The organism is Jongsikchunia kroppenstedtii DSM 45133 (genome assembly GCF_000380485.1).
Lineage (GTDB): Bacteria > Actinomycetota > Actinomycetes > Mycobacteriales > Mycobacteriaceae > Jongsikchunia > Jongsikchunia kroppenstedtii.
Window position 1 is genome coordinate 182,222 of record NZ_AQYG01000049.1, and the last position, 23,519, is coordinate 205,740.

General features: G+C 68.4%; 21 protein-coding genes and 1 pseudogene. 8 read left to right on the plus strand and 14 right to left on the minus strand.

Going from position 1 to position 23,519, the window contains the following annotated elements; all coding sequences use genetic code 11:
* Nucleotides 1-81: 81 nt before the first annotated feature.
* Genes cobA through mqo form a run of 6 tightly spaced genes read right to left on the minus strand, consistent with a single transcriptional unit; the run spans nt 82 to nt 7,209 of the window.
* A complete protein-coding gene (cobA, locus tag G341_RS0114945) occupies nt 82-1,299 on the minus strand; it encodes a uroporphyrinogen-III C-methyltransferase (protein WP_018179966.1) in 1,218 nt (405 codons plus the stop codon).
* A gap of 14 nt (nt 1,300-1,313) precedes the next feature.
* Nucleotides 1,314-2,729, minus strand: coding sequence for a cobyrinic acid a,c-diamide synthase CobB (locus G341_RS0114950; RefSeq protein WP_018179967.1), 1,416 nt, complete (start codon nt 2,727-2,729; stop codon nt 1,314-1,316).
* Entirely contained in the window at nt 2,723-3,337 is a 615-nt protein-coding gene (cobO, locus tag G341_RS0114955) for a cob(I)yrinic acid a,c-diamide adenosyltransferase (RefSeq protein ID WP_018179968.1), read from the minus strand. The genes G341_RS0114950 and cobO overlap by 7 nt, the downstream gene beginning before the upstream one ends.
* 26 nt (nt 3,338-3,363) lie before the next feature.
* Nucleotides 3,364-5,232, minus strand: a complete 1,869-nt coding sequence (locus tag G341_RS0114960; protein WP_018179969.1) for a VWA domain-containing protein — start codon at nt 5,230-5,232, stop codon at nt 3,364-3,366.
* Nucleotides 5,217-5,684, minus strand: a complete 468-nt coding sequence (locus G341_RS0114965) for a GNAT family N-acetyltransferase (RefSeq protein WP_018179970.1) — start codon at nt 5,682-5,684, stop codon at nt 5,217-5,219. Before G341_RS0114965 ends, G341_RS0114960 begins: the two co-directional genes overlap by 16 nt.
* Nucleotides 5,685-5,697: 13 nt before the next feature.
* The gene (gene mqo / locus G341_RS22195) at nt 5,698-7,209 is read right to left on the minus strand and encodes a malate dehydrogenase (quinone) (RefSeq protein WP_018179971.1); all 1,512 of its coding nucleotides are present in this window, start codon (nt 7,207-7,209) and stop codon (nt 5,698-5,700) included.
* 192 nt (nt 7,210-7,401) lie between these two features.
* Between mqo and G341_RS0114975 the strand changes: the two genes are divergently transcribed.
* Entirely contained in the window at nt 7,402-8,424 is a 1,023-nt protein-coding gene (locus tag G341_RS0114975; protein ID WP_018179972.1) for an alpha/beta hydrolase, read from the plus strand.
* A gap of 87 nt (nt 8,425-8,511) precedes the next feature.
* Nucleotides 8,512-8,763: pseudogene (locus tag G341_RS23555) on the plus strand (maleylpyruvate isomerase N-terminal domain-containing protein); the annotation flags it as partial.
* 39 nt (nt 8,764-8,802) lie between these two features.
* Here G341_RS23555 and G341_RS0114980 read toward each other — a convergent pair.
* Nucleotides 8,803-10,323 (minus strand): cobyric acid synthase, encoded by a 1,521-nt coding sequence (locus G341_RS0114980; RefSeq protein ID WP_026303718.1) that lies wholly within the window; start codon nt 10,321-10,323, stop codon nt 8,803-8,805.
* 87 nt (nt 10,324-10,410) lie between these two features.
* Entirely contained in the window at nt 10,411-11,286 is an 876-nt protein-coding gene (gene map, locus G341_RS0114990; protein ID WP_043451636.1) for a type I methionyl aminopeptidase, read from the minus strand.
* Between the two features lie 90 nt (nt 11,287-11,376).
* Here map and G341_RS0114995 point away from each other — a divergent pair, with 90 nt between their 5' ends.
* From G341_RS0114995 to G341_RS0115005, 3 genes are read left to right on the plus strand one after another with little or no spacing between them, the layout of a single operon-like run.
* The gene (locus G341_RS0114995) at nt 11,377-12,399 is read left to right on the plus strand and encodes a heme/hemin ABC transporter substrate-binding protein (protein ID WP_018179975.1); all 1,023 of its coding nucleotides are present in this window, start codon (nt 11,377-11,379) and stop codon (nt 12,397-12,399) included.
* Between the two features lie 9 nt (nt 12,400-12,408).
* Entirely contained in the window at nt 12,409-13,482 is a 1,074-nt protein-coding gene (locus G341_RS0115000; protein WP_018179976.1) for a FecCD family ABC transporter permease, read from the plus strand.
* A gap of 2 nt (nt 13,483-13,484) precedes the next feature.
* Nucleotides 13,485-14,294 carry an ABC transporter ATP-binding protein gene (locus tag G341_RS0115005; protein ID WP_051092838.1) on the plus strand — a complete coding sequence of 270 codons (810 nt, stop codon included), beginning with the start codon at nt 13,485-13,487 and terminating at the stop codon, nt 14,292-14,294.
* Between the two features lie 7 nt (nt 14,295-14,301).
* On the opposite strand, the gene G341_RS0115010 is transcribed toward G341_RS0115005, so the two are convergent.
* From G341_RS0115010 to ispG, 3 genes are all read right to left on the minus strand, one after another.
* Nucleotides 14,302-16,119 (minus strand): penicillin-binding transpeptidase domain-containing protein, encoded by a 1,818-nt coding sequence (locus G341_RS0115010; protein ID WP_018179978.1) that lies wholly within the window; start codon nt 16,117-16,119, stop codon nt 14,302-14,304.
* Nucleotides 16,120-16,209: 90 nt separating this feature from the next.
* A complete protein-coding gene (locus tag G341_RS0115015) occupies nt 16,210-17,019 on the minus strand; it encodes a GNAT family N-acetyltransferase (RefSeq protein ID WP_018179979.1) in 810 nt (269 codons plus the stop codon).
* Nucleotides 17,020-17,217: 198 nt separating this feature from the next.
* On the minus strand, nt 17,218-18,369 hold the full coding sequence (gene ispG, locus G341_RS0115020) for a flavodoxin-dependent (E)-4-hydroxy-3-methylbut-2-enyl-diphosphate synthase (protein WP_018179980.1): 1,152 nt from the start codon (nt 18,367-18,369) through the stop codon (nt 17,218-17,220).
* Between the two features lie 255 nt (nt 18,370-18,624).
* Between ispG and G341_RS24045 the strand changes: the two genes are divergently transcribed.
* Nucleotides 18,625-18,792 carry a hypothetical protein gene (locus tag G341_RS24045; protein WP_222836603.1) on the plus strand — a complete coding sequence of 56 codons (168 nt, stop codon included), beginning with the start codon at nt 18,625-18,627 and terminating at the stop codon, nt 18,790-18,792.
* Between the two features lie 102 nt (nt 18,793-18,894).
* Nucleotides 18,895-19,422, plus strand: coding sequence for a hypothetical protein (locus G341_RS24425; RefSeq protein ID WP_222836604.1), 528 nt, complete (start codon nt 18,895-18,897; stop codon nt 19,420-19,422).
* Between the two features lie 71 nt (nt 19,423-19,493).
* On the opposite strand, the gene G341_RS23815 is transcribed toward G341_RS24425, so the two are convergent.
* From G341_RS23815 to dxr, 3 genes are read right to left on the minus strand one after another with little or no spacing between them, the layout of a single operon-like run.
* A complete protein-coding gene (locus tag G341_RS23815; RefSeq protein WP_018179982.1) occupies nt 19,494-20,531 on the minus strand; it encodes a TIGR03617 family F420-dependent LLM class oxidoreductase in 1,038 nt (345 codons plus the stop codon).
* Between the two features lie 21 nt (nt 20,532-20,552).
* A complete protein-coding gene (locus G341_RS23820) occupies nt 20,553-21,776 on the minus strand; it encodes a M50 family metallopeptidase (RefSeq protein ID WP_026303720.1) in 1,224 nt (407 codons plus the stop codon).
* Nucleotides 21,777-21,789: 13 nt separating this feature from the next.
* Entirely contained in the window at nt 21,790-22,980 is a 1,191-nt protein-coding gene (gene dxr / locus G341_RS0115040; RefSeq protein WP_018179984.1) for a 1-deoxy-D-xylulose-5-phosphate reductoisomerase, read from the minus strand.
* Nucleotides 22,981-23,065: 85 nt separating this feature from the next.
* Between dxr and G341_RS0115045 the strand changes: the two genes are divergently transcribed.
* Nucleotides 23,066-23,488: an ANTAR domain-containing protein gene (locus G341_RS0115045; protein WP_425402075.1), complete on the plus strand. Its 423-nt coding sequence runs from the start codon at nt 23,066-23,068 to the stop codon at nt 23,486-23,488.
* Nucleotides 23,489-23,519: the final 31 nt, after the last annotated feature.

Consider the following 23,519-nt stretch of genomic DNA (forward strand, 5'->3'; position numbering starts at 1 on the left):
GCCACGGGGTCAGCTGCATCGACGTCATCCGCATGGACGACGTCATCGGGGGGAAAGTCACGAAGATCTACGGTACAGGGATCAACGGCGCAGCCCGGCAACCGGACCGATGACCACGATGGCCGGGGGCTGCACTTGCGCCTGCTCAGCGGCGTCGGCGGCGGCCGCCAGGGTCGTCCGGGTCACCCGCTGCGTCGGCAGCGTGCCGTTCTCGATGATCGCCACCGGGGTGTCGGCAGCCCGGCCGCCGGCCATCAACGCGTCGGCGAACTTCTCGATGCGGGCGACGGCCATCATCAGCACGACGGTGCCGCTCATCCGGCCGATCGCATCCCAGTCGACGAGCGAATCGGGGTGGTCGGGCGCGACATGTCCGGAGACGATGACCACCTCGTGAGTGACGCCGCGATGCGTGACCGGGACGTCCGCGGCCGCGGGCGCCGCGATGGCGCTGCTGATGCCCGGCACCACCGTCACCGGGATGCCCGCCTCGGCGCAGGCCTGCACTTCTTCGAAACCGCGTCCATAGACGAATGGATCACCGCCCTTGAGGCGGACAACGAACTTGCCGGCCTTGGCGCGGTCGATCAACACATCGTTGATCGCTTGCTGCGCCATCGCCCGGCCGTAGGGCACCTTCGCGGCGTCGATCAGTTCGACGGACGGGCCGAGCCGGTCGAGCAGCTCACCCGGCGCCAACCGGTCGGCGACCACGACGTCGGCCTGACTCAGCAGCCGGCGGCCGCGCACGGTGATCAGATCGGGATCGCCGGGGCCGCCGCCGACCAGCGCGACGCCGGCCGGATGCGGCTCGGCCGCATCGGTAAGCCCTGCGTCCGCCAGGCCGTCGCCGGCCAGCGCGGCACCGATCGCCGATCGCACCGCCGCGCTGCGGCGATGGTCGCCGGAGGCGAGCACGCCGACCGTCAGTCCGTCGTGGCGCACGGTGGCCGGCGTGACAGCCGAGCCCTCGGCCGCGAGATCCGTTCGGACACAGAAGATTCGTCGACCATCCGCCTCGGCGACGACCTGGGCGTTGACCGCCGGGTCGTCGGTCGCGGCGATCGCGTACCAGGCGCCGTCGAGGTCGCCCTCGGCATACCGGCGCCGGTGCACGGTGACGCCCGGGAACGACTCCACGGTCGGCGTCACCTCCGGCGAGATGATGTGAATGTCGGCGCCGGAGGCCGCAAGGACGGCCAGCCGGCGCGCCACCACCGAGCCACCGCCGACCACGACGACGCGGCGGCCCCGCAGGGCGAGGCCCACCAGATAGTGATCGCTCCGGGGTTCGGTCATGGGGAAAACCGTACCTAGTGGCCGTCGACGGCCGCGATGTCGCCTGGCCGCGCCGCGAATTCGGCTGCCGCGGCGACGAATCTGCCGACGGCGTGCGGCACCGCCGCCGGGTGGACATGCAGGTACGACGCATGGACGCCGCCGTGCACCACGCCCTCGGTCCGCGCCGCCCCGTCCCGCCAGCCCCAGGCCGGCGCCACCGCGGCGTCGGCCATCGGTTGGATACCGGTGCGATGGAATTCGTGACCGGTGACACGTTCGCCCACGCGAAACAGTGCGGAGTCCGTCACGGCGACGGCGTCGCGATAGCCCAGCGTCAGTCGGCTGCCGAAATGTCCGTGGATCGACAGTACCCCGGACATCGGGCTGCCATCGAGTTCCGTACCCAGGTACAGCAATCCGGCGCACTCGGCGTGGATCGGCACCCCGCGGTCCGCGGCCCGCCGAATGTCGCGCCGCAGTGGATCATTCGCCGACAGCTCGGCGGCATGCACCTCCGGGAACCCGCCGCCGATGACGATGCCCGCGGCATCGTCCGGCAGCCGGTCCCGGAGCGGATCGAAGGTCACGATCTCCGCGCCCGCCGCCGCCAGCAGCTCGCCGTGCTCGGCGTAGGAGAAGGTGAAGGCCGGTCCCCCGGCGACCGCGATCCGCGGACGTGTTGTGGGCGCGGCGAATTCGTCGCCGAGCGCGGTCCGCGGATTCCAGGGTGCGACATCGGCGACGCGGCTGTCGGCCGCCGCGACGATGGCGTCGAGATCGAGTTCGGCGCGCGCCACCTCGACCATGGCGGCGACCGCATCGATCCCCTGCTGCACTTGCTCGGCCGCGGGGACCAGCCCCAGATGTCGCGACGGCAGCGTCATCGCCGGATCGCGGCGCACCACCCCGAAGACCGCCATACCGGCGCGCTCGCAGGCGTCGCGCAGCACCGCCTCGTGACGTTCGGATCCGACGCGGTTGAGGATGACGCCGACGACCCGGACCGAGCTCGCATAGCCGACCAGGCCCTGCAGCACGGCGGCGAGCGTGTGGCCATGGCCCGAGCCGTCGACGACGAGAATCACCGGGGCGCCGAGGATTTCGGCCACCTGGGCGGTCGAACCTGCCGCGATCGGTGCGCGGTCGCCGGGGATGATGCGACCGTCGAACAGCCCCATCACCCCTTCGATGATCGCGATATCGCAGCCCGCGCTCCCCGATTTGTACAGCGGCGCAACGGTATCCGCACCCACCAGTACCGGATCGAGGTTGCGGCCCACCCGATCGGCGGCGACGGCGTGGTAGCTGGGATCGATGTAGTCGGGTCCCACCTTGAACGGCGCCACGCGATGACCGGCGGCCCGCAAGGCGCCCATCAGGCCGGTGGACAGTGTCGTCTTACCGCTGCCCGACGCCGGGGCGGCGAGCACCACGGCCGGAACTACCACTCGATGCCCTTCTGGCCCTTGCGTCCCGCATCCATCGGATGCTTGTGCTTGGTCATCTCGGTGACCAGATCGGCCGCATCCATCAGCGCCGGCGGTGCATCACGACCGGTGATCACGACATGCTGGCGCCCCGGCCGCCCCCGCAGCGTCTCGACGACCTCGTCGGTGTCGATCCAGCCCCACTTGAGCGGATAGGTGAACTCGTCGAGCACGTAGAAGTCGTGCTCCTCGGCCGCGAGACGTCGCTTGATCTCCTGCCACCCCGCCAAGGCCTGCGCCGCATGGTCGGTTTCGGTATCACCGTGCTTGATCCACGACCAGCCCGAGCCCATCTTGTGCCACTGCACCGCGGCGCCTTCACCGGTCTCGTCGTGCAGCCGCCCGAGCGCGGTCAGCGCGGTCTCCTCGCCGACCCGCCACTTGGCGCTCTTGACGAACTGGAAGACCCCGATCGACAGCCCCGCATTCCAGGCGCGCATGGCCATGCCGAACGCCGCCGTCGACTTGCCCTTTCCGGCGCCGGTATGGACCGCCAGCACCGGCTGATTACGGCGCTGCCGGGTGGTGAGCCCGTCGTCGGGCACGGTTTCGGGGACTCCCTGCGGCACGGCTTCCTCCTGTGGGTCAGCCGGGCTCAGGCGGCCGACTGAACGATCGCGGTGATACTGCCGGCCGTCAGCTCAGACAGCGGCAGATGACCGGCACCGAGCGCGGCGGCGACCTCGCGGGCCAGTCCGAGCCGGACGATGCCCTGTTCGCAGTCGACGACGACGGCGCCGGTTCCGGTGCGGCGCAATCGGCCAGCCGCCGACAGGGCGCGCGCGACAGCGTCCGGACCGGACGTCGCCCGACCATCCGTCAGCAGCACCACGATCGCGCGGCGCTCCGGCTCCCGCCGCCGGGCCAGGGTGATCACCTCATAGGTCGACCTCAGCCCCTCGGCCAGCGGCGTCCGGCCGCCAGTCCGCAGCTCCGCCAGCCGTCGGACGGCCACGTCGACCGATCGCGTCGGCGGCACCGCGACCTCGGCCTGCGCGCCCCGGAAGGCGACGACGGCGACCCGGTCCCGACGCTGGTACGCGTCGCGGAGCAACGCGACGCAGGCCTCGGTGACGGTGTCGAGCCGCTTGCGGGCGGCCATCGAGCCGGACAGGTCGAGGGCGAAGACGATCAGATTGCCCTCTTTGCCGCGCCGATCAGCACCCCGGACGTCGCGGGCCTCCACCGAGATTTCGTCGCCGTCGCGATCGACGGACGCTTCGACGGCCGCCAGGACCGTCCCGACGACATGAATTCCGTTGCCGCCCTGCGGCAGGGCGCGGACCGCGGCACCACGAGTGGTTCGGGCAGCACTGCGCCGACCCGCGTCACCGTTCCCGACGCCTTCCAGACGCAGCCGGGTCACCGCGGACGCGGCCTTGCTGCGGCCGACGGTGCCGTCCGGCGCGGGGGCGTTCTCGGGTCGCTGCGATGCGTCCGGCGACTCGCTCGGGTCGCCGTCCGGTTCGGGCAGGCCGCCGTCCGGCTGGGGATCGGGATCCGGTTCGTCGTCCGAATCCGTCTGCTGCCGAGCTGAATCCAGCGCCTGCTGCAGATCCTCCGGCGGCAGGCCCGGCTCGTCGAACGGATTTCGCCGGGCGCGATGCGGCAGCGCGAGCTCCGCCGCCACCTCGACGTCCTCATCGGCGACTTCGTCGGCCCCGCGCCACGCCGCGTGGGCGCGCGCCGCGCGGGCCACCACGATGTCGCCACGCAAGCCGTCGACATCCAATTCCGCGCAGAGAGCGGCGATCTGCCGAAGGATGCGCGACGACAGTTGCACGGACGCGACCTGTGCCCGGGCCGCCGCGATCCGCGCGGCGGCATCATCATCTGCCGGTCGGTACTGTGCGGCAAAGGCTTCCGGATCAGCGTCGTACGCCATCCGGCGCTCGATCACCGCGGTGCGAGCGTCGATGTCACGCGGCGCGGCGACATCGACGGCCAGGCCGAACCGATCCAGCAACTGCGGGCGCAGCTCACCCTCTTCGGGATTCATCGTGCCCACCAACACGAACCGCGCCGCATACGAGTGCGAGATGCCATCGCGCTCGACCACCACTCGGCCCATCGCGGCCGCGTCGAGCAGCACGTCGACCAGGTGGTCGGGCAACAGGTTGACCTCGTCGACATACAGCACACCCTCGTGTGCCCGCGCGAGAAGCCCTGGAGTGAAAGCCTTTTCACCGTCCGACAGGATCTTCTGCAGGTCGATGGAACCGATGACGCGATCCTCGGTGGCGCCGATCGGCAGGTCGACCACCGCCGCACCGTGACCGAGCAGCGCGCCGACGGCCCGCACCGCCGTCGACTTCGCGGTGCCCTTCTCGCCACGGATCAGCACGCCGCCGATGCCGGGCGCGATGGCATTGAGGATCAGCGCGAGCTTCAGCTGTTCCTGACCGACGATGGCCGAAAACGGGAACGGATACAGATCGACGGGCGCTGTCAGTTCTTCTGCCACGCCTTGCCACCCGCCCTCAACATCGGTACGTGCGGCACACCGTCGAGGAGGTATTCCTCCCCCTCCGGCTCGAAGCCGTGCTTGGCGTACATGTCCACGAGGTACGTCTGCGCATGGATGCGGCACGGCAGGGTGCCCACATCGGCGAGCGCGGTCTGCAGCAGCCGCGTCGTATGACCCTGCCCGCGCCGAGACGGCGTGGTGCACAGCCGCCCGATCCGGAATGACTTTCCACCCTCATGCTCCTCGAGCAGCCGCAGGGTGCAGATGATCTCGCCATCCTCCTCCAGCCACAGATGACGGGTGTCGTGCTCGAGATCGCGGCCGTCCAGTTCCTCGTACGGGCATTCCTGCTCCACGACGAACACGTCCTGCCGCAGCTTGAGGAGGCGGTACAGGGTCCGCGGGTCGAGGTCGCCCGCCCATTCGCGGTGCAATTGTGCCGAGTTCATGGCTGTGACGGTGTCACACTGCGGCGTTGTCTGCAGCGGCGCCGTCGGCCGAAGCGCTCAGTGCAGCAGCTCCGTCCGCCGACTGGTCACCCGCCGGCTCGGTCCAGTTGAGTTCGAGCACCTTCGAGGTCCAGTCCCACACTTGGCTGAACAGCGTCGGGTTGTCGGCCAGCTCGACACCGAGCGACGGCATCATCCGCGACAGCTTCGGCTTCCAGCCGTCGTACTGCTTCGGGAAGCATTTCTGCAGCACGTCGAGCATCGCCGGAACCGCGGTCGACGCGCCCGGCGACGCGCCGAGCAGGCCGGCGATCGTGCCGTCCTCGGCGGCCACCACGGCGGTGCCGAACTCGAGCTGTCCACCCGCACCGACCTTGCGGATCACCTGAACGCGCTGACCGGCGACGATCAGCTCCCAGTCATCTCCGTCGGCACGCGGCACGAACTCGCTGAGCGTGTCCACACGGTCACTCTTGCCCGCAGCCAGCTCGGAGATCAGGTACTTGAGCAGCCCGAATTCCTTGGGCGCGATCGACATCATCGGAACGATGTTGCCGGGCTTGACCGTCTTGAGCAGATCAGTGTTGCCGCCCTCCTTGAGGAACTTCGGCGACCAGCCGGCGTAGGGACCGAACAACAGGCCGGCCTTGCCGTTGATGACCCGAGTGTCCAAGTGCGGCACCGACATCGGCGGCGCACCGACGGCGGCCTTGCCGTAGACCTTGGCGTTGTGCTCGGCGGCCAGCTCCGGGTTGGTGGCCCGGAAGAATGCACCCGACACCGGGAAGCCGCCGAATCCCTTGGCCTCCTTGATGCCCGAGCGCTGCAGCAGCTGCAGGGCACCGCCGCCGGCGCCGACGAAGACGAACTTCGCCTGGACGCTGGACTTCTCGCCGGTCCGCAGGTTCTTCACCTTTACGATCCAGGAGCCGTCGGACTGCTTGTTCAGGTTGGTCACCGCGTGGCCGAAGCGCACCGAACCGGTCTGGCCGACGTAGTTGAGCAGCTGCTGGGTGAGCGCGCCGAAGTCGACGTCGGTGCCGCCCTCGAACCAGTTGAGCCCCACCGGATCCGAGAAGTCACGGCCCGCCGACATCAGCGGCAGCCGCTTGGTGAACTCGGCCTCGTCGTCGATCCACTCCATGCCCTTGAACAGGGTGTGGTCCGCGAGCGCCTCATACCGCTTGCGCAGGTATTTCACGTTGTCGGCACCGTGCACGAAACTCACGTGCGGGATCGGATTGATGAATTCCTTGGGGTGGGACAGAAGCCCTTCCTCGACGGCGTGCGCCCAGAACTGGCGTGACACCTGGAACTGCTCGTTGATGGCGATCGCCTTGGTGACGTCGACCTCGCCGTCGGCCTTCTGCGGCGTGTAGTTCAGCTCGCAGAGCGCCGAGTGACCGGTGCCCGCGTTGTTCCACGGATCGCTGCTCTCGGCCGCAGCGGCGTCGAGGCGCTCATAGACGTTGATCGACCAGTCGGGCTGCAGCTGACGGATCAGCGCGCCCAGCGTGGCGCTCATGATTCCGGCACCTACGAGAACGACATCGGTCTTCACTGGCGACTGTGTAGTCACGCCCGCTCCATCTTCTCCAGCTGATAGCCAACTTGTTTACGCCTCGGTAAGGGCGACGCCTGTCATTGTTCCCCATGACGTCCGGGCCTGACCATTCTCCCCCAGGCCGGGGTGTCGTACGCCATATATCCTGCCCAGGTGACCGAATCCGCTGCCGATCTCTGGCTCGCTGACCTCCTCGGACCCGGCTACCAAGCCCTCACCTTGGAGCTCGGCGACGACCCCGACGGCGAGAGCCCGATCGCCGCCACGCTGGTGCGCCGCGAACCGCGGTCGGACGACCCGCCGGCCACCGCGAGCGTGCTGTACGTGCACGGGTTGTCGGACTACTTCTTCCAGACCGACCTGGCCGATGCGTTCGCCGCGCGCGGCTACCGCTTCTACGCGCTCGATCTCCGCAAATGCGGACGCTCGCGGCGGCCGGGACAGACCGGACATCACATCACCGATCTGCGCCGGTACGACCTCGAGCTCGAATGGGCCATGTCGCGGATCGCCGTCGACATGCCCGACGCCCCGGTCGTGGCCGCGGCGCATTCAACCGGCGGGCTGATCATCGCGTGGTGGGCGCAGCGGCGACGGCAGCGGGCGGTCGGCACGCCGCTGACCGGGCTCGTCCTCAACAGCCCCTTCCTCGACCTGCACGGGTCGGCGCTGCTGCGCACCGTCGGCACCGGGGCGCTGCGCGGCGTCGCCGCGGCGGTGCCGGGCCGCATGGTGCCGCTGCCGCCGTCGAGCGCCTATGGCGACAGCATCCACCTCAGCCGCAATGGCGAATGGGACTACAACCTGGACTTCAAGCCGCTCGGCGGCTTCGGGGTGACATTCGGCTTCATCAACGCGGTCCGCCGCGCGCAGGCCGATCTCCACCGCGGGTGGGACACCGGGACGACCTCACTCGTGCTGCGTTCGGATGCCAGCGCGCTGGGCGGCGACTATCGGCCCGAGGTCGATCGGGCCGACTGCGTGCTGGACGTCCACCAGATCGCGCAGTGGGCGGGATGTCTCGGCGGCCGACTGACCTCGATTCCGATTCCGGGCGCGCGCCACGACGTCTTCCTCTCCCAGCCCGATGCGCGCGCCACGGCCTACGCCGAGCTCGATGAATGGCTCCGGTTCAACGAGTCTCGGCTGAAGCCGGATCCGGTCATCGCGCCCTGATCGTCGGCCGGGACTTGTTTGATGGAAACCACGGACGCCGGCACGACGACAGTCGAGGGGTGATTGACCATGGCCAAGCCCGACGTGATGAGCCTGGCTGCCGATGAGCGGCGTGATCTCGCCGACTTCCTCGAGACGCTCACACCCCGGCAGTGGGACGGCCAATCACTATGCGCCGACTGGACGGTACGGGAAGTCGCGGTGCATGTCGTCAGCTACGAGGATCTCGGTGTCGCGGGCACGGCGGCGCGACTGGTCCGCGGACGGTTCAGCCTGGACCGCACCAATCCGCTCGGCGTTCAAGCCGGGGGTGGCGCAGTTGACAGAGCGGATCGACGGGCGACTCGCTGGCCGCTAGCCGCCCGCCCAGCGGGGCGATTACGATTCCATCGATACCCGCAGAACCGGCCGCTGAAGCGGGCGCCCCTGCGCAATCCCGATGAGCGCGTCTACATCGACGTATTCATCGACGAGATCGGCTGCCGCGTCAAAGCGATCTTCCTGCAGCCTAGCGAAACTCGCGGCCTCGTCCACGACGAAGTCCCGGCCGGCACGATCGGCCACGGTGCGCAGGAACGCTTTTCGGAATTCGTCGGCGACGAACAGTCCGTGCCAGTGGGTGCCGATTATCGATCCGCGCACGCTGCCCTCGGATGTCCCGTCGTCGGCGACCAACAGCCCCTGGTCGCCGCTGCCGACCACCCGGCCGTGATGGATCTCGTAGCCGGACACCTTCTCTCCCAGCGCGATTCCACTCCGATTGATCAGGATCTTGTCGGCGTCGAACTCGACCTCCAGGTCGAGCAGCCCCAGACCGGCGACCACTCCCACGCCGGACTCGACCGGATCGACGATGCTGCGCGCCAACATCTGGTAGCCGCCGCAGATCGCCAGAATCGGACCGCCGCGGCCCGCGCGTTCGACCAACGCGTCGGCCAGACCACGCTGGCGCAGCCAGCCAAGATCGTCGACGGTCGCCTTGGTGCCCGGCAGCACGACCAGGTCGGCCGCCGCGATCGACCCGGGGTCGTCGACCCAGGTGACATCGACGCCGGGCTCGGCCGCCAGCGCCTCCACGTCCGTCGTATTGGACACCCGCGGCAGCCGGATCGCCCCGACACGCAGGCGCTGCGATCCCCGTCCCGCATGCGGAATCCCCACCGTGGCACCGATTTTGACGCCCAGCGAGTCCTCGGCGTCCAGCCAGAGCCGCTCGTCGAACGGCAGCACCCCGTAGGTCGGCCGGCCGGTACGGCGTTCCAGGTCGTCGAGCCCCGGCTGCAGCAGGCCGGGATCGCCGCGGAATTTGTTGATCAGGAATCCAGCGATCAGCCGCTGATCGTCGGGTTCCAGCGCGGCGACGGTGCCCAGCAGATGCGCCAGTACCCCTCCGCGGTCGATGTCGCCGACCACGATCACCGGCATGTCGGCGGCCCGCGCCAGACCCATGTTCGTGATGTCGCTGCGTCGCAGATTGATCTCGGCCGGCGATCCGGCGCCCTCGCACAGGACGACCTCGAAATCGTTTCGCAGCGCAGCCAATTCCGCATTCACCACGTCGGCAAGTTCGGCCCGACGCTGGTGGTAGTCGGTCGCACCGACCGAGCCGATCGCCTTGCCGCGCACCACGACCTGCGACCGGCGGTCCGAACCCGGTTTCAGCAGAACGGGATTGAACCGCACCGACGGCTCCACTCCCGCCGCCGCGGCCTGCATCGCCTGCGCCCGACCGATCTCGCCGCCGTCGGCGGTCACCACCGAATTGTTGGACATGTTCTGCGCCTTGAACGGCGCCACCGATAGGCCGCGCCGCCGCAGGCTCCGGCAGAGCGCGGCGACCACAAGGGATTTGCCAGCATCCGAACTGGTGCCGGCGACGAGCAGCGCCCCGCCAGTCACGTGCCCCTCATCCGCAGATCCGCGCCACTTGTGTGGATCCGCGCCGGCTGCAGCTGGCGCGGATCCACGAAAGTGGCGCGGATTTTGTCAGGAGTCCGCATCGGGCAGCGTGAGGATCTCGGCGCCCGATTCGGTGACGACCAGCGTGTGCTCGAACTGCGCCGACCACTTGCGATCCTGGGTGACTACCGTCCAGTTGTCGGTCCACATCTCCCAGGGCAGCCCGCCGAGATTGATCATCGGCTCGATGGTGAACACCATCCCCGGCTCCAGCACGGTGTCGACATTGGGCTGGTCGTAATGGAGCACGACCAGTCCGTTGTGGAAGGTCTCGCCGATGCCGTGACCGGTGAAGTCGCGGACCACGGTGTAGCCGAAGCGATTCGCATACGACTCGATCACCCGGCCGACCACATTCAACTCCCGGCCGGGCCGCACCGCCTTGATCGACCGCATCATCGCCTCGCGGGTGCGCTCCACCAGGTCGGTAGCCTCCTGCGAGACATCACCGGCCAGGAAGGTGGCGTTGGTGTCGCCGTGGGCACCATCGATATACGCGGTGACGTCGATGTTGACGATGTCCCCGTCCTGAATGACCGTTGAGTCCGGAATCCCATGGCAGATCACCTCATTCAGCGAGGTGCAGCACGACTTCGGAAACCCCTTGTAGCCGAGCGTCGACGGGTAGGCGCCGTGATCGCACATGTACTCATGGGCGATGCGGTCGAGCTCGTCGGTGGTGACCCCGGGTTCGACCGCTTTGCCGGCCTCGGCCAGCGCATTGGCCGCGATCTTGCTGGCAACCCGTACCTTCTCGATCACCTCGGGCGTCTGCACCCAGGGCTCGTTGCCCTCGTTGACGGTCGCCTTCCACGCGTACTCCGGCCGCTCGATCGACGTCGGCACACTGCGTTCGGGGCTGAGTGTTCCGGGAGTCAGCGGTGCACGGGTCGCGGTAGACATGATCCCCACTTTAGCTGCCGAACAAGCCCCGCATTCGGCGGTAAGTAAGGTAGACCTCACCGCCTTGTCGTCGACCTGAGGAGCGTGCGCGTGCGTCGATCACCGCTGGCCGCGATCACCGTGACCGTGCTTGCAACGATCCTGGTCCTCGCTGGATGCTCCACCGAGCCGATCAAGACCGGCGCATCCTCGAACCAGTCCGCCCACCTCCGCAGCGGCCCGCAGACGGCGAACGTGACCACTCCGGCGATCCGGCCGGTCGCCGACAATCCGACCCCGACGCTGCCGGTCACCGTGCCCTCGGTCGGCACCGGCGACGTCACCGTGCGGTCCGCGGACCGGATCATCTCACTCGACCGCAACGGCACCCTCGGCACGATCGTCTACTCGCTCGGCCTCGGCAGCCACGTGGTCGCACGCGACCAGTCGACCACCTTCCCCCAGGCCGCTGGCCTGCCGGTGGTCACCGGCGGCGCCCATCAGGTCGACGTCGAGGCCGTCCTCAAGGCGAACCCCACCGTGGTGCTCGCCGACGAACTCACCGGCGCGGCCACCCTGAACCAGCTGCGCTCAGCCGGCATCACCGTCGTGGTATTCAGCGGAGACCGCTCGGTCAATGGCGCGCCGACTCTCATCGAGCAGGTCGCCGCCGCGCTCGGCGTCCCGGCCGCAGGCAAGACGCTCGCCGATCGCACGCGCACCGAGATCGCCGCCGCGATCAAGAAGGTGCCGCAGTCGAATCCGCGGCCCAAGATCGCCTTCATGTACCTGCGGGGCAGCCTGCAGTTCATCGCCGGGAAGGACTCGTCGGCGGACGGCCTGATCACCGCACTCGGCGGTTCGGACGCCGGCGCCGACGCCGGTCTGACGACCGAGTTCACCCAGATCACGCCCGAGGCGATGATCAACGCGAATCCCGATGTGCTGCTGGTGATGTCGCAGGGCGCCGACTCGGTGGGCGGCATGGATGCCGTGCTGAAGCTGCCGGGTATCGCGCAGACCAACGCCGGGCGCGACCGCCGCATCGTGCAGATGGACCAGACCGAACTGCTCGCCTTCGGCCCGGACACCGGCGCGGTGATCACGGCCCTCGCCCAGGCGATGTACAAGTAGCGGCATGACGTGAGCAGCGCACAGACCCGCTCGGTCCGGGACCGATTGGCCGCCGTCCCGATCCGTACCTCCGTCACCATCGTCGTGCTGCTCGTCGCGGCACTGGCCCTCGTCGTGCTCTCCGCCAGCATCGGGCAGATGCACATCCCGGCGTCCGAGGTGCTCGGCAGCCTGCTGCATCATCTGCACATCGACCTGGGACCGCTCCCGTCGAACCAGAACGGCGAGGAGACCCTCTGGGTCGTGCGGTTCCCCCGAATCGTGTTGGGACTGTTGGTCGGTGCCGCCCTGGCCGCCGCGGGCTGCCTGCTGCAGGGCGTCCTCGCGAACCCGCTCGCCGAGCCGAGCGTCATCGGCGTCTCGTCCGGAGCGGCCGTCGGCGCGTCCATCGTGATCGTCGGATTCGGGGTCGGCGCCAGCGGCTGGGGGCAGGCCGGTGCGGCCTTCGGCGGCGGACTGGTGGCCGCCGGCCTGGTCTACGCACTCTCCAGTCGCGACGGCACCTCGTCGCCGATCATGCTGGTGCTCACCGGAATCGCGGTGAACGCCGTCGGCGCCGGCATCATCGCCTACTTCATGTTCATCGCCGGCAACACCGCCCGCGAGCAGATCGTGTTCTGGCAGCTGGGGTCGCTGTCGGCGGCGACCTGGAGTCAGGTCTGGATCGTGCTGCCGCTCACCATCGTCGGCATTGCGGCGGCCCTGACCATGGTGCGCAAACTCGACCTGCTGGCGCTGGGCGAACTCTCGGCCGCCTCCCTCGGCATCAGGGTGGAGACCGTGCGACGCCAGGCCATTGTCCTGGTCGCCATCCTCACCGCAGCCGGCGTGGCCTTCACCGGCATCGTGATGTTCGTCGGGCTGGTGGTGCCGCATGTGATGAGGCTGCTGGTCGGCCCGCGGCACGCGATCCTGTTGCCGGCCAGCGTGATCGGCGGCGCCATCGTCATCACCGCGGCCGACCTCGCCTCCCGCACCCTGGTCCATGCCGCCGACCTGCCGCTGGGCATGCTGACGTCGCTGATCGGCGGACCCGCGTTCTTCATCCTGCTGCGCCGCTCCCGCGCCGGCTGGGGATGGTGAGCATGTCCAAACGCGAGGTCGTCGCCCTCCCCGATCCCGCCGCACGGCGCACCGCCGTCGCCGAGGACGTCTCGGTTCATATCGGGAAGATCGAGATCGTCCACGGCGTCGACATGACGGTCGAGCCCGGCGAGATCGTTGCCCTGGTAGGTCCCAACGGCTGCGGCAAATCGACACTGCTGTCGGCACTGTCCGGTCTGCGGCCCATCGCCGGCGGCCGAATCCACTACGGCGACAGTTCGATCGGCGACCTCGGCCACCTGGAACTGTCGCGCATGCGCGCCCTGGTCGCGCAGTCGCAACGGGCCGACGCACCCTTCACCGTGCAGGAGATCGTCGAGATGGGCCGGCACCCATGGCTGCGCACCGACCACGCCGCCGAGTCGGCAGCGGTCGTCGCCAAGGCGATCGAGGACTGCGACCTCGGCAACCTCACCGACCGGGCGCTGAGCCAGCTGTCCATCGGCCAGCAGGCCCGCGTGGCGATCGCCCGCGCGCTGGCGCAGAACACCCCGATCCTGTTCCTCGACGAGCCGACCGCCGCGCTGGATATCCGCCATCAGGAGCACGTGCTCGGCATCCTGCGCCAGCGGCGCGACGAGGGTGCGGCGATCCTGATTGTGGTGCACGATCTTTCGCTGGCCGCCGGCTACGCCGATCGGGCCGCGCTGATGTCGGCCGGCCGGATCGTCAAGATCGGCGCGACCGACGAGGTGCTCACCGAGGATCTGCTGACCGACGTCTACCGGCATCCGGTGGTGTCTCTGCGGCACCCTGAGACCGGCCAGCGAATCATCATGCCGCGCAGGTGACTTGCCACTAATCGGACATATCGATGAGTTGCATGAAGTCCTTGGTGACGCGCACCGCGTAGTCGGAATCGCCGCCCATGGTGATCAGCGTCGCGAACGCAAGGTCGCCGCGATAGCCGGCGAACCAGGCGTGTGATCCGCCGTCCACCTCGGCCTCACCGGTCTTCGCGTAGATCTCGCCCATGTCGTTGATCGTCCGCCCGGTACCGGTGGTGACCACCTGCCGCATCATCAGCCGCACCTGGTCGATCACCTTCGGGTCCGGTGTCGGCCGCGGACCGGTGACCGTCGTCGGCCGACCGATGATCAGGTCGGGGGTCACCGTGCCGCCATGCGCGATCGTGGCCGCGACCATCGCCATGCCGAACGGACTCGCCAGGTCCTTGCCCTGCCCGAACCCATCCTCCGTACGTTGAGTCAGGTCGGGCGCCACCGGAACCGAGCCGGACTTCACGTCGAGGCCGGGAATCGCATACTGCTGGCCCAGTCCCAGCGAAAATGCGGCCTCGGTCAGCGAGTTCGGCTTCATCTCACTGGCGAGCTTGGCGAACGTCGTGTTGCACGACTGCGCGAACGCGGTGCGCAGCGGCACCTGGCCGAGCGCGAACTCGTCGTAGTTCGGGATCGTGCGATCACCGATCGTGACGGTTCCCGGGCACTGGACCGCGGATTCCGGATTGACCATTCCCCCGTCGATCGCGGCGGTCGACGTCACCATCTTGAACGTCGACCCCGGCGGATACAGGCCCTGCGTGGTGAGATCGCCGCCCCGATCGGCGAGCGGGTTCTGCGCCAGCGCCAGGATGTGTCCGGTCGAGGGCTGAATGACGACCATCATCGTCGCGAAGTCGGTGCGCTTGTCGACGGCCGTCTGCGCGGCGTTCTGTATCTTGCGCGAGATCGTCAGATTCACCGATGGCGCGGGCTCGGCCGCAATGTCGGCGAGGACATCCGCATCGACACCGTTGGCGTTGACCAACACGATGCGCCAACCCGACTTGCCGTCGAGCTCACCGCCGACCATCTTGGCGATCCGGCCGACCAGGTCCGGCGCGAACTTCGGATCGGTCGGCACCATCGCCGCCTGATCCCCTGCGTGCACCCCGGGGATCGCGGCCAGCCGGTCGGCGATCCGGTCGTAGTCGTTCTTCGCGATCGTCGCGACCGGATAGCTGCCGTCGGTCGCCGTCGCATCCTCGGCCATCGACTGCACCGACAGGCCCGGGACCAGCGGCGTCAACACATCGACCAGCTGCGCGACCGCGTCGACCGGCGGACCCGACTGCGCCGCCTCCTTGGCGTCGAAGCTGATGGCCTCCACCACACCCGGTTCCAGGACGGCGCTGCCGTCGGACTCGTTGACCTCGGCTTCCGGCGGCGGCAGCGAGCGCAGCGCGATCGTCTGGTTGGCGCCCAGCTGCGGGTGGATGTCGGTGGACGTCCACCGCACCTGCCAGGCGGAACCGTTCTTCACCAGCTGCACCGAGCCGTCATAGGTCCACACCCGGTCCCGCGGCAGCGTCCAGTTGTAGCGGACCGAGGCGACCGCGGTGTCCGCGGTCATCTTGACCTGGCCGACCTGCGCCTTCATCTTGGTGGCCTGCAGGCCGTTCCATGCGCTCGTCATCGCCTTGGCGGCGTCGTCGGGGTTGTCGGTCCGGTCGGCCGCCCGCGAGATGTGCTTGCCACCGAAGTCGGACAGGAAACGTTTGGCGGTGGCGCTGGCGCCGTCATCGCTGCTGCAGGCGGTCAGCGCCATGGACAGCACCACGGTGACGGTGCCGAGCGCGATGGCGCCGCGCATCTTCGGGGAGATCGATCGCATCGCGGCAATGCTAGGTCGAGCAGCGGAAAGATCATCGACGGCTCGCCGCACTGTGACGGCTGAGGCAGCAGTGACGACCCGGGCAGGCGGTCAGTCCACCAACACCGTTGCGAAACTTCCGATCTCGACGAATCCGACCGAGCGGTACGCAGCCCGCGCGGCGGAGTTGAAGCTGTTGACATACAGGCTGGGCTGGCGGCCCAGATCGGTGATCGCCGCCGCGACCGCCGCGGTGCCCGAGGCACCCAGCCCCTTGCCCCGATGCGCGGGCGCGACCCAGACGCCTTGGATCTGACCGACGGCCGGCGACATCGCCCCGATCTCGGCCTTGAAGATGACCTCGCCATCCTCGATCGCCGCGAACGCCCGACCGGCCGCAATCAGATTGGCGATGCGCCGCCGATACGACCGGCCGTCGTCGCCGTCGCGCGGGTCCACCCCGACCTCACCGACGAACATGTCGACCGCCGCCGGCAGGTAGCAGTCCAGATCGCTCAGCGTCACCTGACGCACCCGCGGGTCCGGAGTGATCAGCGGCGGTCCGGTCAACGCCATGAGCGGCTGATGATCGCGGACCTCCCGCGGCGGTCCCCACACCTGGGCGAGTTCGGTCCACATCGGCAGCACCAGTTCGCTGCGACCGACCAGTGACGAACACATCCGGGGCGCGGCGGCGGCTCGGTCGGCGAAGTCCATCAACGCATCGCGATCGCCCAGCAGCGGAATCAGATTGGCGCCCGAGAAGCACAGCGACTGCCCGGGATCACCCGCGGTCCACAGCTCGCCGCCGAGCGTCCGCGGCGACAGGCCGTGTTCGGCGACCCGTGCCGCCACCATGCAGGTCGCTACGGAATCCCGATCGAGGGCCTCGAGTACGTCGGCATAGTCCTTGGTGCCCAACGGCTTACGGCCGAGCTCGCGGACTTGACGCCAGCGGTTACCAGGCCGCCCAGGACCATCGGTACGGTCCCCAAGCAGCTTCAGCACGACGACTCCTCGCACTGGGCGACATCACTGCCGCCGTTTCACCCCGACTGACTTCGCCAGTATGGCCGTCAAACCCGACACGTCGCAAGGAAATGAACGACTGACAGCCGGTCAGCTCACGGAGACCGTCGGAGTGCCCACGGCGTCGTCGCCGGATTCCTCCGCGATCCGCATCGCCTCTTCGATCAGGGTCTCGACGATCTGCGACTCCGGCACGGTCTTGACCACCTCGCCCTTGACGAAGATCTGTCCCTTGCCGTTGCCGGACGCGACGCCCAGGTCGGCCTCGCGAGCCTCGCCGGGACCGTTGACGACGCAGCCCATGACCGCCACCCGCAGCGGGATCTCCATCCCATCGAGTCCGGCGGTGACTTCCTCGGCCAGCTTGTAGACGTCGACCTGGGCCCGGCCGCAGGACGGGCACGAGACGATCTCCAGCTTGCGCGGACGCAGCCCGAGCGACTGCAGGATCTGTCCGCCGACCTTGACCTCTTCGATCGGCGGCGCCGACAGCGAAACACGGATGGTGTCGCCGATCCCCTGCGACAGCAGGGCGCCGAATGCGACCGCCGACTTGATGGTGCCCTGGAATGCCGGGCCCGCCTCGGTCACGCCCAGGTGCAGCGGGTAGTCGCACTGCGCGGCCAGCTGCCGGTAGGCCTCGACCATGATCACCGGGTCGTTGTGCTTCACCGAGATCTTGATGTCGCCGAAGCCGTGCTCCTCGAATAGGCCGGCCTCCCACAGCGCCGACTCGACGAGCGCCTCCGGGGTGGCCTTGCCGTACTTCTGCAGCAGCCGCGGGTCGAGCGAACCGGCGTTGACGCCGATGCGGATCGGGATGCCCGCATCGCCGGCCGCCTTCGCGACCTCCTTGACACGGCCGTCGAACTCCTTGATGTTGCCCGGATTGACGCGCACAGCGGCGCAGCCGGCATCGATGGCCGCGAAGATATAGCGCGGCTGGAAGTGGATGTCGGCGATCACCGGGATCTGGCTGTGCTTGGCGATCTCCGCCAGCGCCTCGGCATCCTCGTTGCGCGGGCAGGCGACGCGGACGATGTCACAACCCGACGCGGTCAGCTCGGCGATCTGCTGCAGGGTCGCATTGATGTCATGCGTCTTCGTGGTCGTCATCGACTGCACCGACACCGGGCTGTCGCTGCCGACGCCGACGCCGCCGACCTTCAGCTGACGGGTCTTCCGCCGGGGCGCGAGCACGGTGGGAACGTCGGGTACACCCAGGGCGACAGGATTGGACATGCTCCCGATTCTATTCGCATTCGCCACGGCGCCTCGTCTCGATCATGACGCCCCCTGCCGGGCGCTGGCACGACGCTCAAGCGGAGGCGCCAGAACCATCCGACGAATCCGCGCCAACAGCCGATCCGGGTGCTCAAGATCACGCCATCCCCACCGCACGACGCGCCATCCGGCCTCATGTAGGCGGTCCGTCCGCTCCTTCTCCCGAATGACGGCGATCGCCGGATCGACGCCGTACTGACCGCGGTACTTCCCGTGACCATCGCACTCCCCGAGCACCTGCTGGTCGACCCAGGCCAGGTCGCCGCGGGCGAGGAACGCGCCGCTGTCATCGACGACATCAACCTGAAGGTCTGGATCCGGCAGTCCCGGATCGTCGACCACAAGCACTCGGCTGCGCGATTCCAGCGGACTCTCGCTTAACCCGTTCATCTGCGAGACAGCCCGTACCGCTCGCGAGTGCCCCGGGAACCCTGACGCTAGTTCGAGTTCGATCAACAACTCATCCAACGTGCATCTCTTCAGGTGAAGCGCGGCATCACCGACGACAACAGCGGCTGTCTTCGATTCGTGACGGGCGATATCGATCACAGTGCGCGCGACACCGACCACCTCAATGCCGTCGATCCGCACGGCCGCGGCCGGTCGTGGATCTGCATGCGTCACCGACCTGCTCGTCGCCAAAGTGCCCGAACCGCCTCTGCGGGCAGACAGATGCACTCGATCCGTCCGCATTCCCCATACCGGCAAGCCGTGGACGGCAGCGGCCGACACCCTGGCGAGGGCTCCGGTTCGACCGCGCGCCGGTGCAACAGCCAACTGCGCGTGCTTGATCTCGGGTGGCGCTTCGTCGATCCACCGCGGACCGAAGACTCCGGCTGCGAGCCGGACGATGGCTCCATCACGGATCGCGCGACGCAGATCGTTCGGGGTGTATCCGGAGGCCAGCAGTTCACGCCGAGTGGCGGCACCGGCCAGCCTGTCAATGTCCATGTCAGCATTGTGAATGCCGTTGATGGCCAATCCTGTTCGCTAGCACTCGCCTGTGGATAGGCGACCAAACTGTGGATACGTCCGCGCCTTGTCTCGATCACGACGCCTCGCGCCGAACGCGAGCGCCACGCTCAGTTCGAGGCGCCGTGCCGCCGCACCGCCGCGCACAGATCGGCGAGCAGGCGCGGATCGGCGCGATAGGGAGTGTTGAACCCGAGGCGGTCCACGATTCCGTCGTATCGGCGGTACAGCTCGTCGGCGGCTGTCTCCGGATCGTCGACCGTCACAGCCACCAGGTCGATGAAGTCGTCGTCGATCAGCGTCGCCATTTCCTGCCACTGCCCTTGACGCGACATGTCGCGCAGCCGTGGCCCGAGTTCGCCCCGACCGTGGAGCTCGAGGATCGGCCAGTACGCCTGCGTCGAGCCGTAGAAACCGAGCTGCCAGGCCACCGCGGCGCGGGCGGCCGCGCGTTCGGTATCGTCGCCGCCGACGATCACTATCGCCGAGTGATGAATAGCGATGTCGGACAGCTCTTTTCCGGCCGTCACCGCGCCCAGGCTCAACGAAGGAAGCGTGCGCTCGCGCAGATACTCCGGAGTGCACAGCGGATGCGAGAGGAAGCCGTCGGCGACCTCGCCGGCCACCTCGGTCAGCCGCTGACCGACGCCGGCCAGCCAGATCGGCGGCGGACCGAATCCGTCGACCTGCGCCGGATCCGGGCGGAACAGCGGCGGCATCAGCGTGTGCTGATAGAACTCGCCGCGGTAGTCCAGTGGCCGACCGTGATCGGTCCAACTGGCCCAGATCTCGCGCGTCGCGAGCACCATGTCGCGCATGCGGGCGGCGGGACGGCTCCAGGGCATGCCGTAGCGCCGGGTGATGTGCGCCTTGATCTGGGTTCCCAGGCCGAGGATGAACCGTCCGCCGGAATACGCCTGAAGGTCCCAGCCGACCGTCGCGAGCAGCATCGGGTTACGCGCGAATCCGACGGCGATCGACGTGCCCAGGCTGACGTCGCGGGTGTGTTCGGCCGCGAGCAGCAGCGGCAGGAACGGATCGTGGGAGCCCTCGAAGGTCCAAATCCCTTGGTAGCCGGCAGCTTCCGCGTCCGTTGCGGCCGCGGCGACCCCGGACAGCGGCTCGGTGATAGTGATGTCGACCTGCATGCGCCGACTCTATCGGTCTGCTCAGAACACCTTGATCGGGTTGATGATGTCCGCGAGCACCGCGAGGATCATGTAGGCGCCCATGACCGCGATCACGGCGTAGGTCGGCGGCATGAGTTTCATGTAGTCGACCGGCCCACCGGCCGCACGGCCGCGCATGGCACGGATGCGGTCACGGAGCTTCTCGTAGCCCACGACGGCCATGTGTCCGCCGTCCAGCGGTAGCAGCGGGATCAGGTTGAACAGCCCCAGGAACAGATTGATGCTGGCCAGCAGGAAGAAGAAGAACGACCAGGCGCCATGGTCGGCGGCCTGACCGCCGATCACCGACGCGCCGACGACGCTGGTGGGAGTATCGGCTCCGCGCGAGCCGCCGGTGATCGCATGCCACAGGGCACTCACCTTCGACGGCATCTGCAGCAGCGCATCCCAGGTCTTGCCGATCAGCTGACCGGTGAAGACCGCAGCCCCGCCGAATGCGGTGACCACGTTGTACTGCTTCCACGGCACCGCGGCCGGGCCGATGCCGACCATCGGCTTGTAGGTGTGCTCGGGGTTGCCGTTCTCATTGATCGTGCTGATGTCGGCCTGGATCGGCTGCATCGTCGTTGTGGAAGTCACGCCGTCGCGCTCGTAGCTGATGGCGACCGCGCCGGTCGCATTCTTCAGCAACGATGTCACGTCGTCCCAGTCCGAGACCGGCTGGCCATCGATCGCGACGATCTTGTCGCCATCGCGCAGACCGGCATCCGCAGCTGGCCCCCCGCCGGTGCACTTGGGCGACGTGAGATTGCCCTTCACGTCGTACGTCTGCACGGGTGCGACGCACTGGGTGGCGCCGATCTTCGCGGGCAGCGCCTCGGTCAGGTTCGGCAGTCCGGCGAAGATCGCCAGGCCGACGATCAGGATGAACGCCAGGATAAAGTTCTGCAGCGGCCCGGCGAACAGCACGACCAGGCGCTTCCACGGCTTCTGCCGGTACATCGCCCGCGACTCGTCCTCCGGGGCGAGCTCGTCATAGGTCGTCATGCCGGCGATGTCGCAGAAGCCGCCGAGCGGGATCGCCTTGAGCCCGTACTCCGTCTCACCGCGCCGGAACGACCAGATCTTCGGGCCGAAGCCGACGAAGTACCGGCGCACCTTCATGCCAGTCGCCTGAGCCGCCCACATGTGTCCGCATTCGTGCCAGGCGATGGACAGCAGCAAGCACAACGCAAAGAGGGCGATACCCAAAATCAACATCAGTGGATCAACATCGCTAGGTCGTTGCAGCCTTTCCAACCAGTGCACCGGCACGCCTCCGAGCCCAGGAATCGGCTGCGAGGACGTCGTCCAGCGTACCGGGGTCAACAGCCCATTCATCGGCCTGCATCAGGACATCCCCGACGATTCCGACAATGCGCGGAAAGGTGATGGCGCCGTCGAAGAAGCCCTGAGCGGCGACCTCGTTGGCCGCGTTGAAGACCGCCGGCAGGCTGCCGCCACGGGTGCCGGCCTCGCGCGCGATGGAGATGGCCGGGAACACCGCATCGTCGACCGGCTCGAAGGTCCACTGCATCGATTGCGAAAAGTCCAGCGGGTCACCGACATCCGGAACCCGGTGCGGCCAGTCCAGGGCCAGCGCGATGGGCAGCTCCATCGACGGTGGCGACGCCTTGGCGATGGTCGCGCCGTCGATGAAGGTGACCATCGAGTGCACGATCGACTGCGGGTGCACGGTGACGTCGATCCGGTCATACGGCACTCCGAACAGCAGATGCGCCTCGATGACTTCCAGCGCCTTGTTGACCAGGGTCGCCGAGTTCAGGGTGATCATCGGCCCCATCGACCAGGTCGGATGCTTGCCGGCCTGAGCGGGGGTGACGGCTTCGAGCTGCCGGGCGGTGTACCCGCGGAACGGTCCGCCCGACGCCGTGACCACCAGCTTCGCCACCTCGTCGGGGGTGCCGCCGCGCAGGCATTGCGCGATCGCCGAGTGCTCGGAGTCGACCGGAACGATCTGCCCGGGGGCCGCCGCGCGGGTGACGAGCGAGCCGCCGGCGACGAGCGACTCCTTGTTGGCCAGCGCCAGCCGGGCGCCGCTGCGCAGCGTCGTCAGGGTCGGCCCGAGGCCGAGTGAGCCGACGACCGCGTTGAGGACGACGTCCGCGTCGGCCGCCTCGATGAGCTCGCTCATCGCATCGACCCCGGTCAGCACACCGGCGAGACCGGTCGCGTTCTCGAATGCCGCCGCCCGCGCCGGATCGGCGACGGCGATCCGGTCAGCCTGCAGATTCCAGCGCGTCGCCTGTTCCGCGAGCAGGTCGACGTTGCCGCCGCCGGCGCCAAGCCCCGCGACCACGAACCGGTCGGGGTTCGCCGCGATCACATTGAGGGCCTGGGTCCCGATCGAACCCGTCGAGCCGAGGATCAGGACCGAGGTCAGCCCCTGAGAAGTCATCACCGTCATATTGTGCCCGAATGCGGTCCGCCGGTGGAGCGACGGCGATACGCTCGACCACGTGGACGATCGACGATCGGCGAATCATCTGAATGTGCTGGTGTACAGCAGCAATTCGCAGAGCCGCCGGCAGGTGATCGACGCGCTCGGCGAGCGCCCCACCCGCGATCTGCCGCCCGTTCAGGTGCTCGAAGTCGCCACCGCGCAGGTGGTTCGCGACGAGCTCGCCGCCGGAGGGATCGATCTGGCAATCTTCGATGCCGAGGCCTCGCCACACGGCGGAATGGGGCTCTCACGCCAGATCCACGACGAAATCGCCAGTCCCCCACCGATTCTGCTGCTCGTCAGTCGCGAGCAGGATCGCTGGCTCGCGGATTGGTCTGAGGCCGACGCCATAGTCGTACGACCTGTGGACCCCTTCGCTCTCGCGCGTACCGCCTCCGAGACGCTGCGCTCACGCTACGAGCTGTACGACCGGCTGAGCAGGCTGGCGAGCACCGCGTGGAGCGACAACTGACCCGGATCACCGGGTCTCATATATCTCGGAC

Excerpts from the sequence above, each read along its gene's own strand:
- G341_RS0115005 (WP_051092838.1), top strand. The coding sequence starts at position 13,485 with ATGTCCAAACGCGAGGTCGTCGCCCTCCCCGATCCCGCCGCACGGCGC.
- G341_RS0115010 (WP_018179978.1), bottom strand. The coding sequence starts at position 16,119 with ATGCGATCGATCTCCCCGAAGATGCGCGGCGCCATCGCGCTCGGCACC.
- ispG (WP_018179980.1), bottom strand. The coding sequence starts at position 18,369 with ATGTCCAATCCTGTCGCCCTGGGTGTACCCGACGTTCCCACCGTGCTC.
- map (WP_043451636.1), bottom strand. The coding sequence starts at position 11,286 with ATGTCTACCGCGACCCGTGCACCGCTGACTCCCGGAACACTCAGCCCC.
- cobA (WP_018179966.1), bottom strand. The coding sequence starts at position 1,299 with ATGACCGAACCCCGGAGCGATCACTATCTGGTGGGCCTCGCCCTGCGG.
- mqo (WP_018179971.1), bottom strand. The coding sequence starts at position 7,209 with ATGAGCGCCACGCTGGGCGCGCTGATCCGTCAGCTGCAGCCCGACTGG.
- G341_RS23815 (WP_018179982.1), bottom strand. The coding sequence starts at position 20,531 with ATGCAGGTCGACATCACTATCACCGAGCCGCTGTCCGGGGTCGCCGCG.
- dxr (WP_018179984.1), bottom strand. The coding sequence starts at position 22,980 with ATGACGGTGATGACTTCTCAGGGGCTGACCTCGGTCCTGATCCTCGGC.
- G341_RS0114965 (WP_018179970.1), bottom strand. The coding sequence starts at position 5,684 with ATGAACTCGGCACAATTGCACCGCGAATGGGCGGGCGACCTCGACCCG.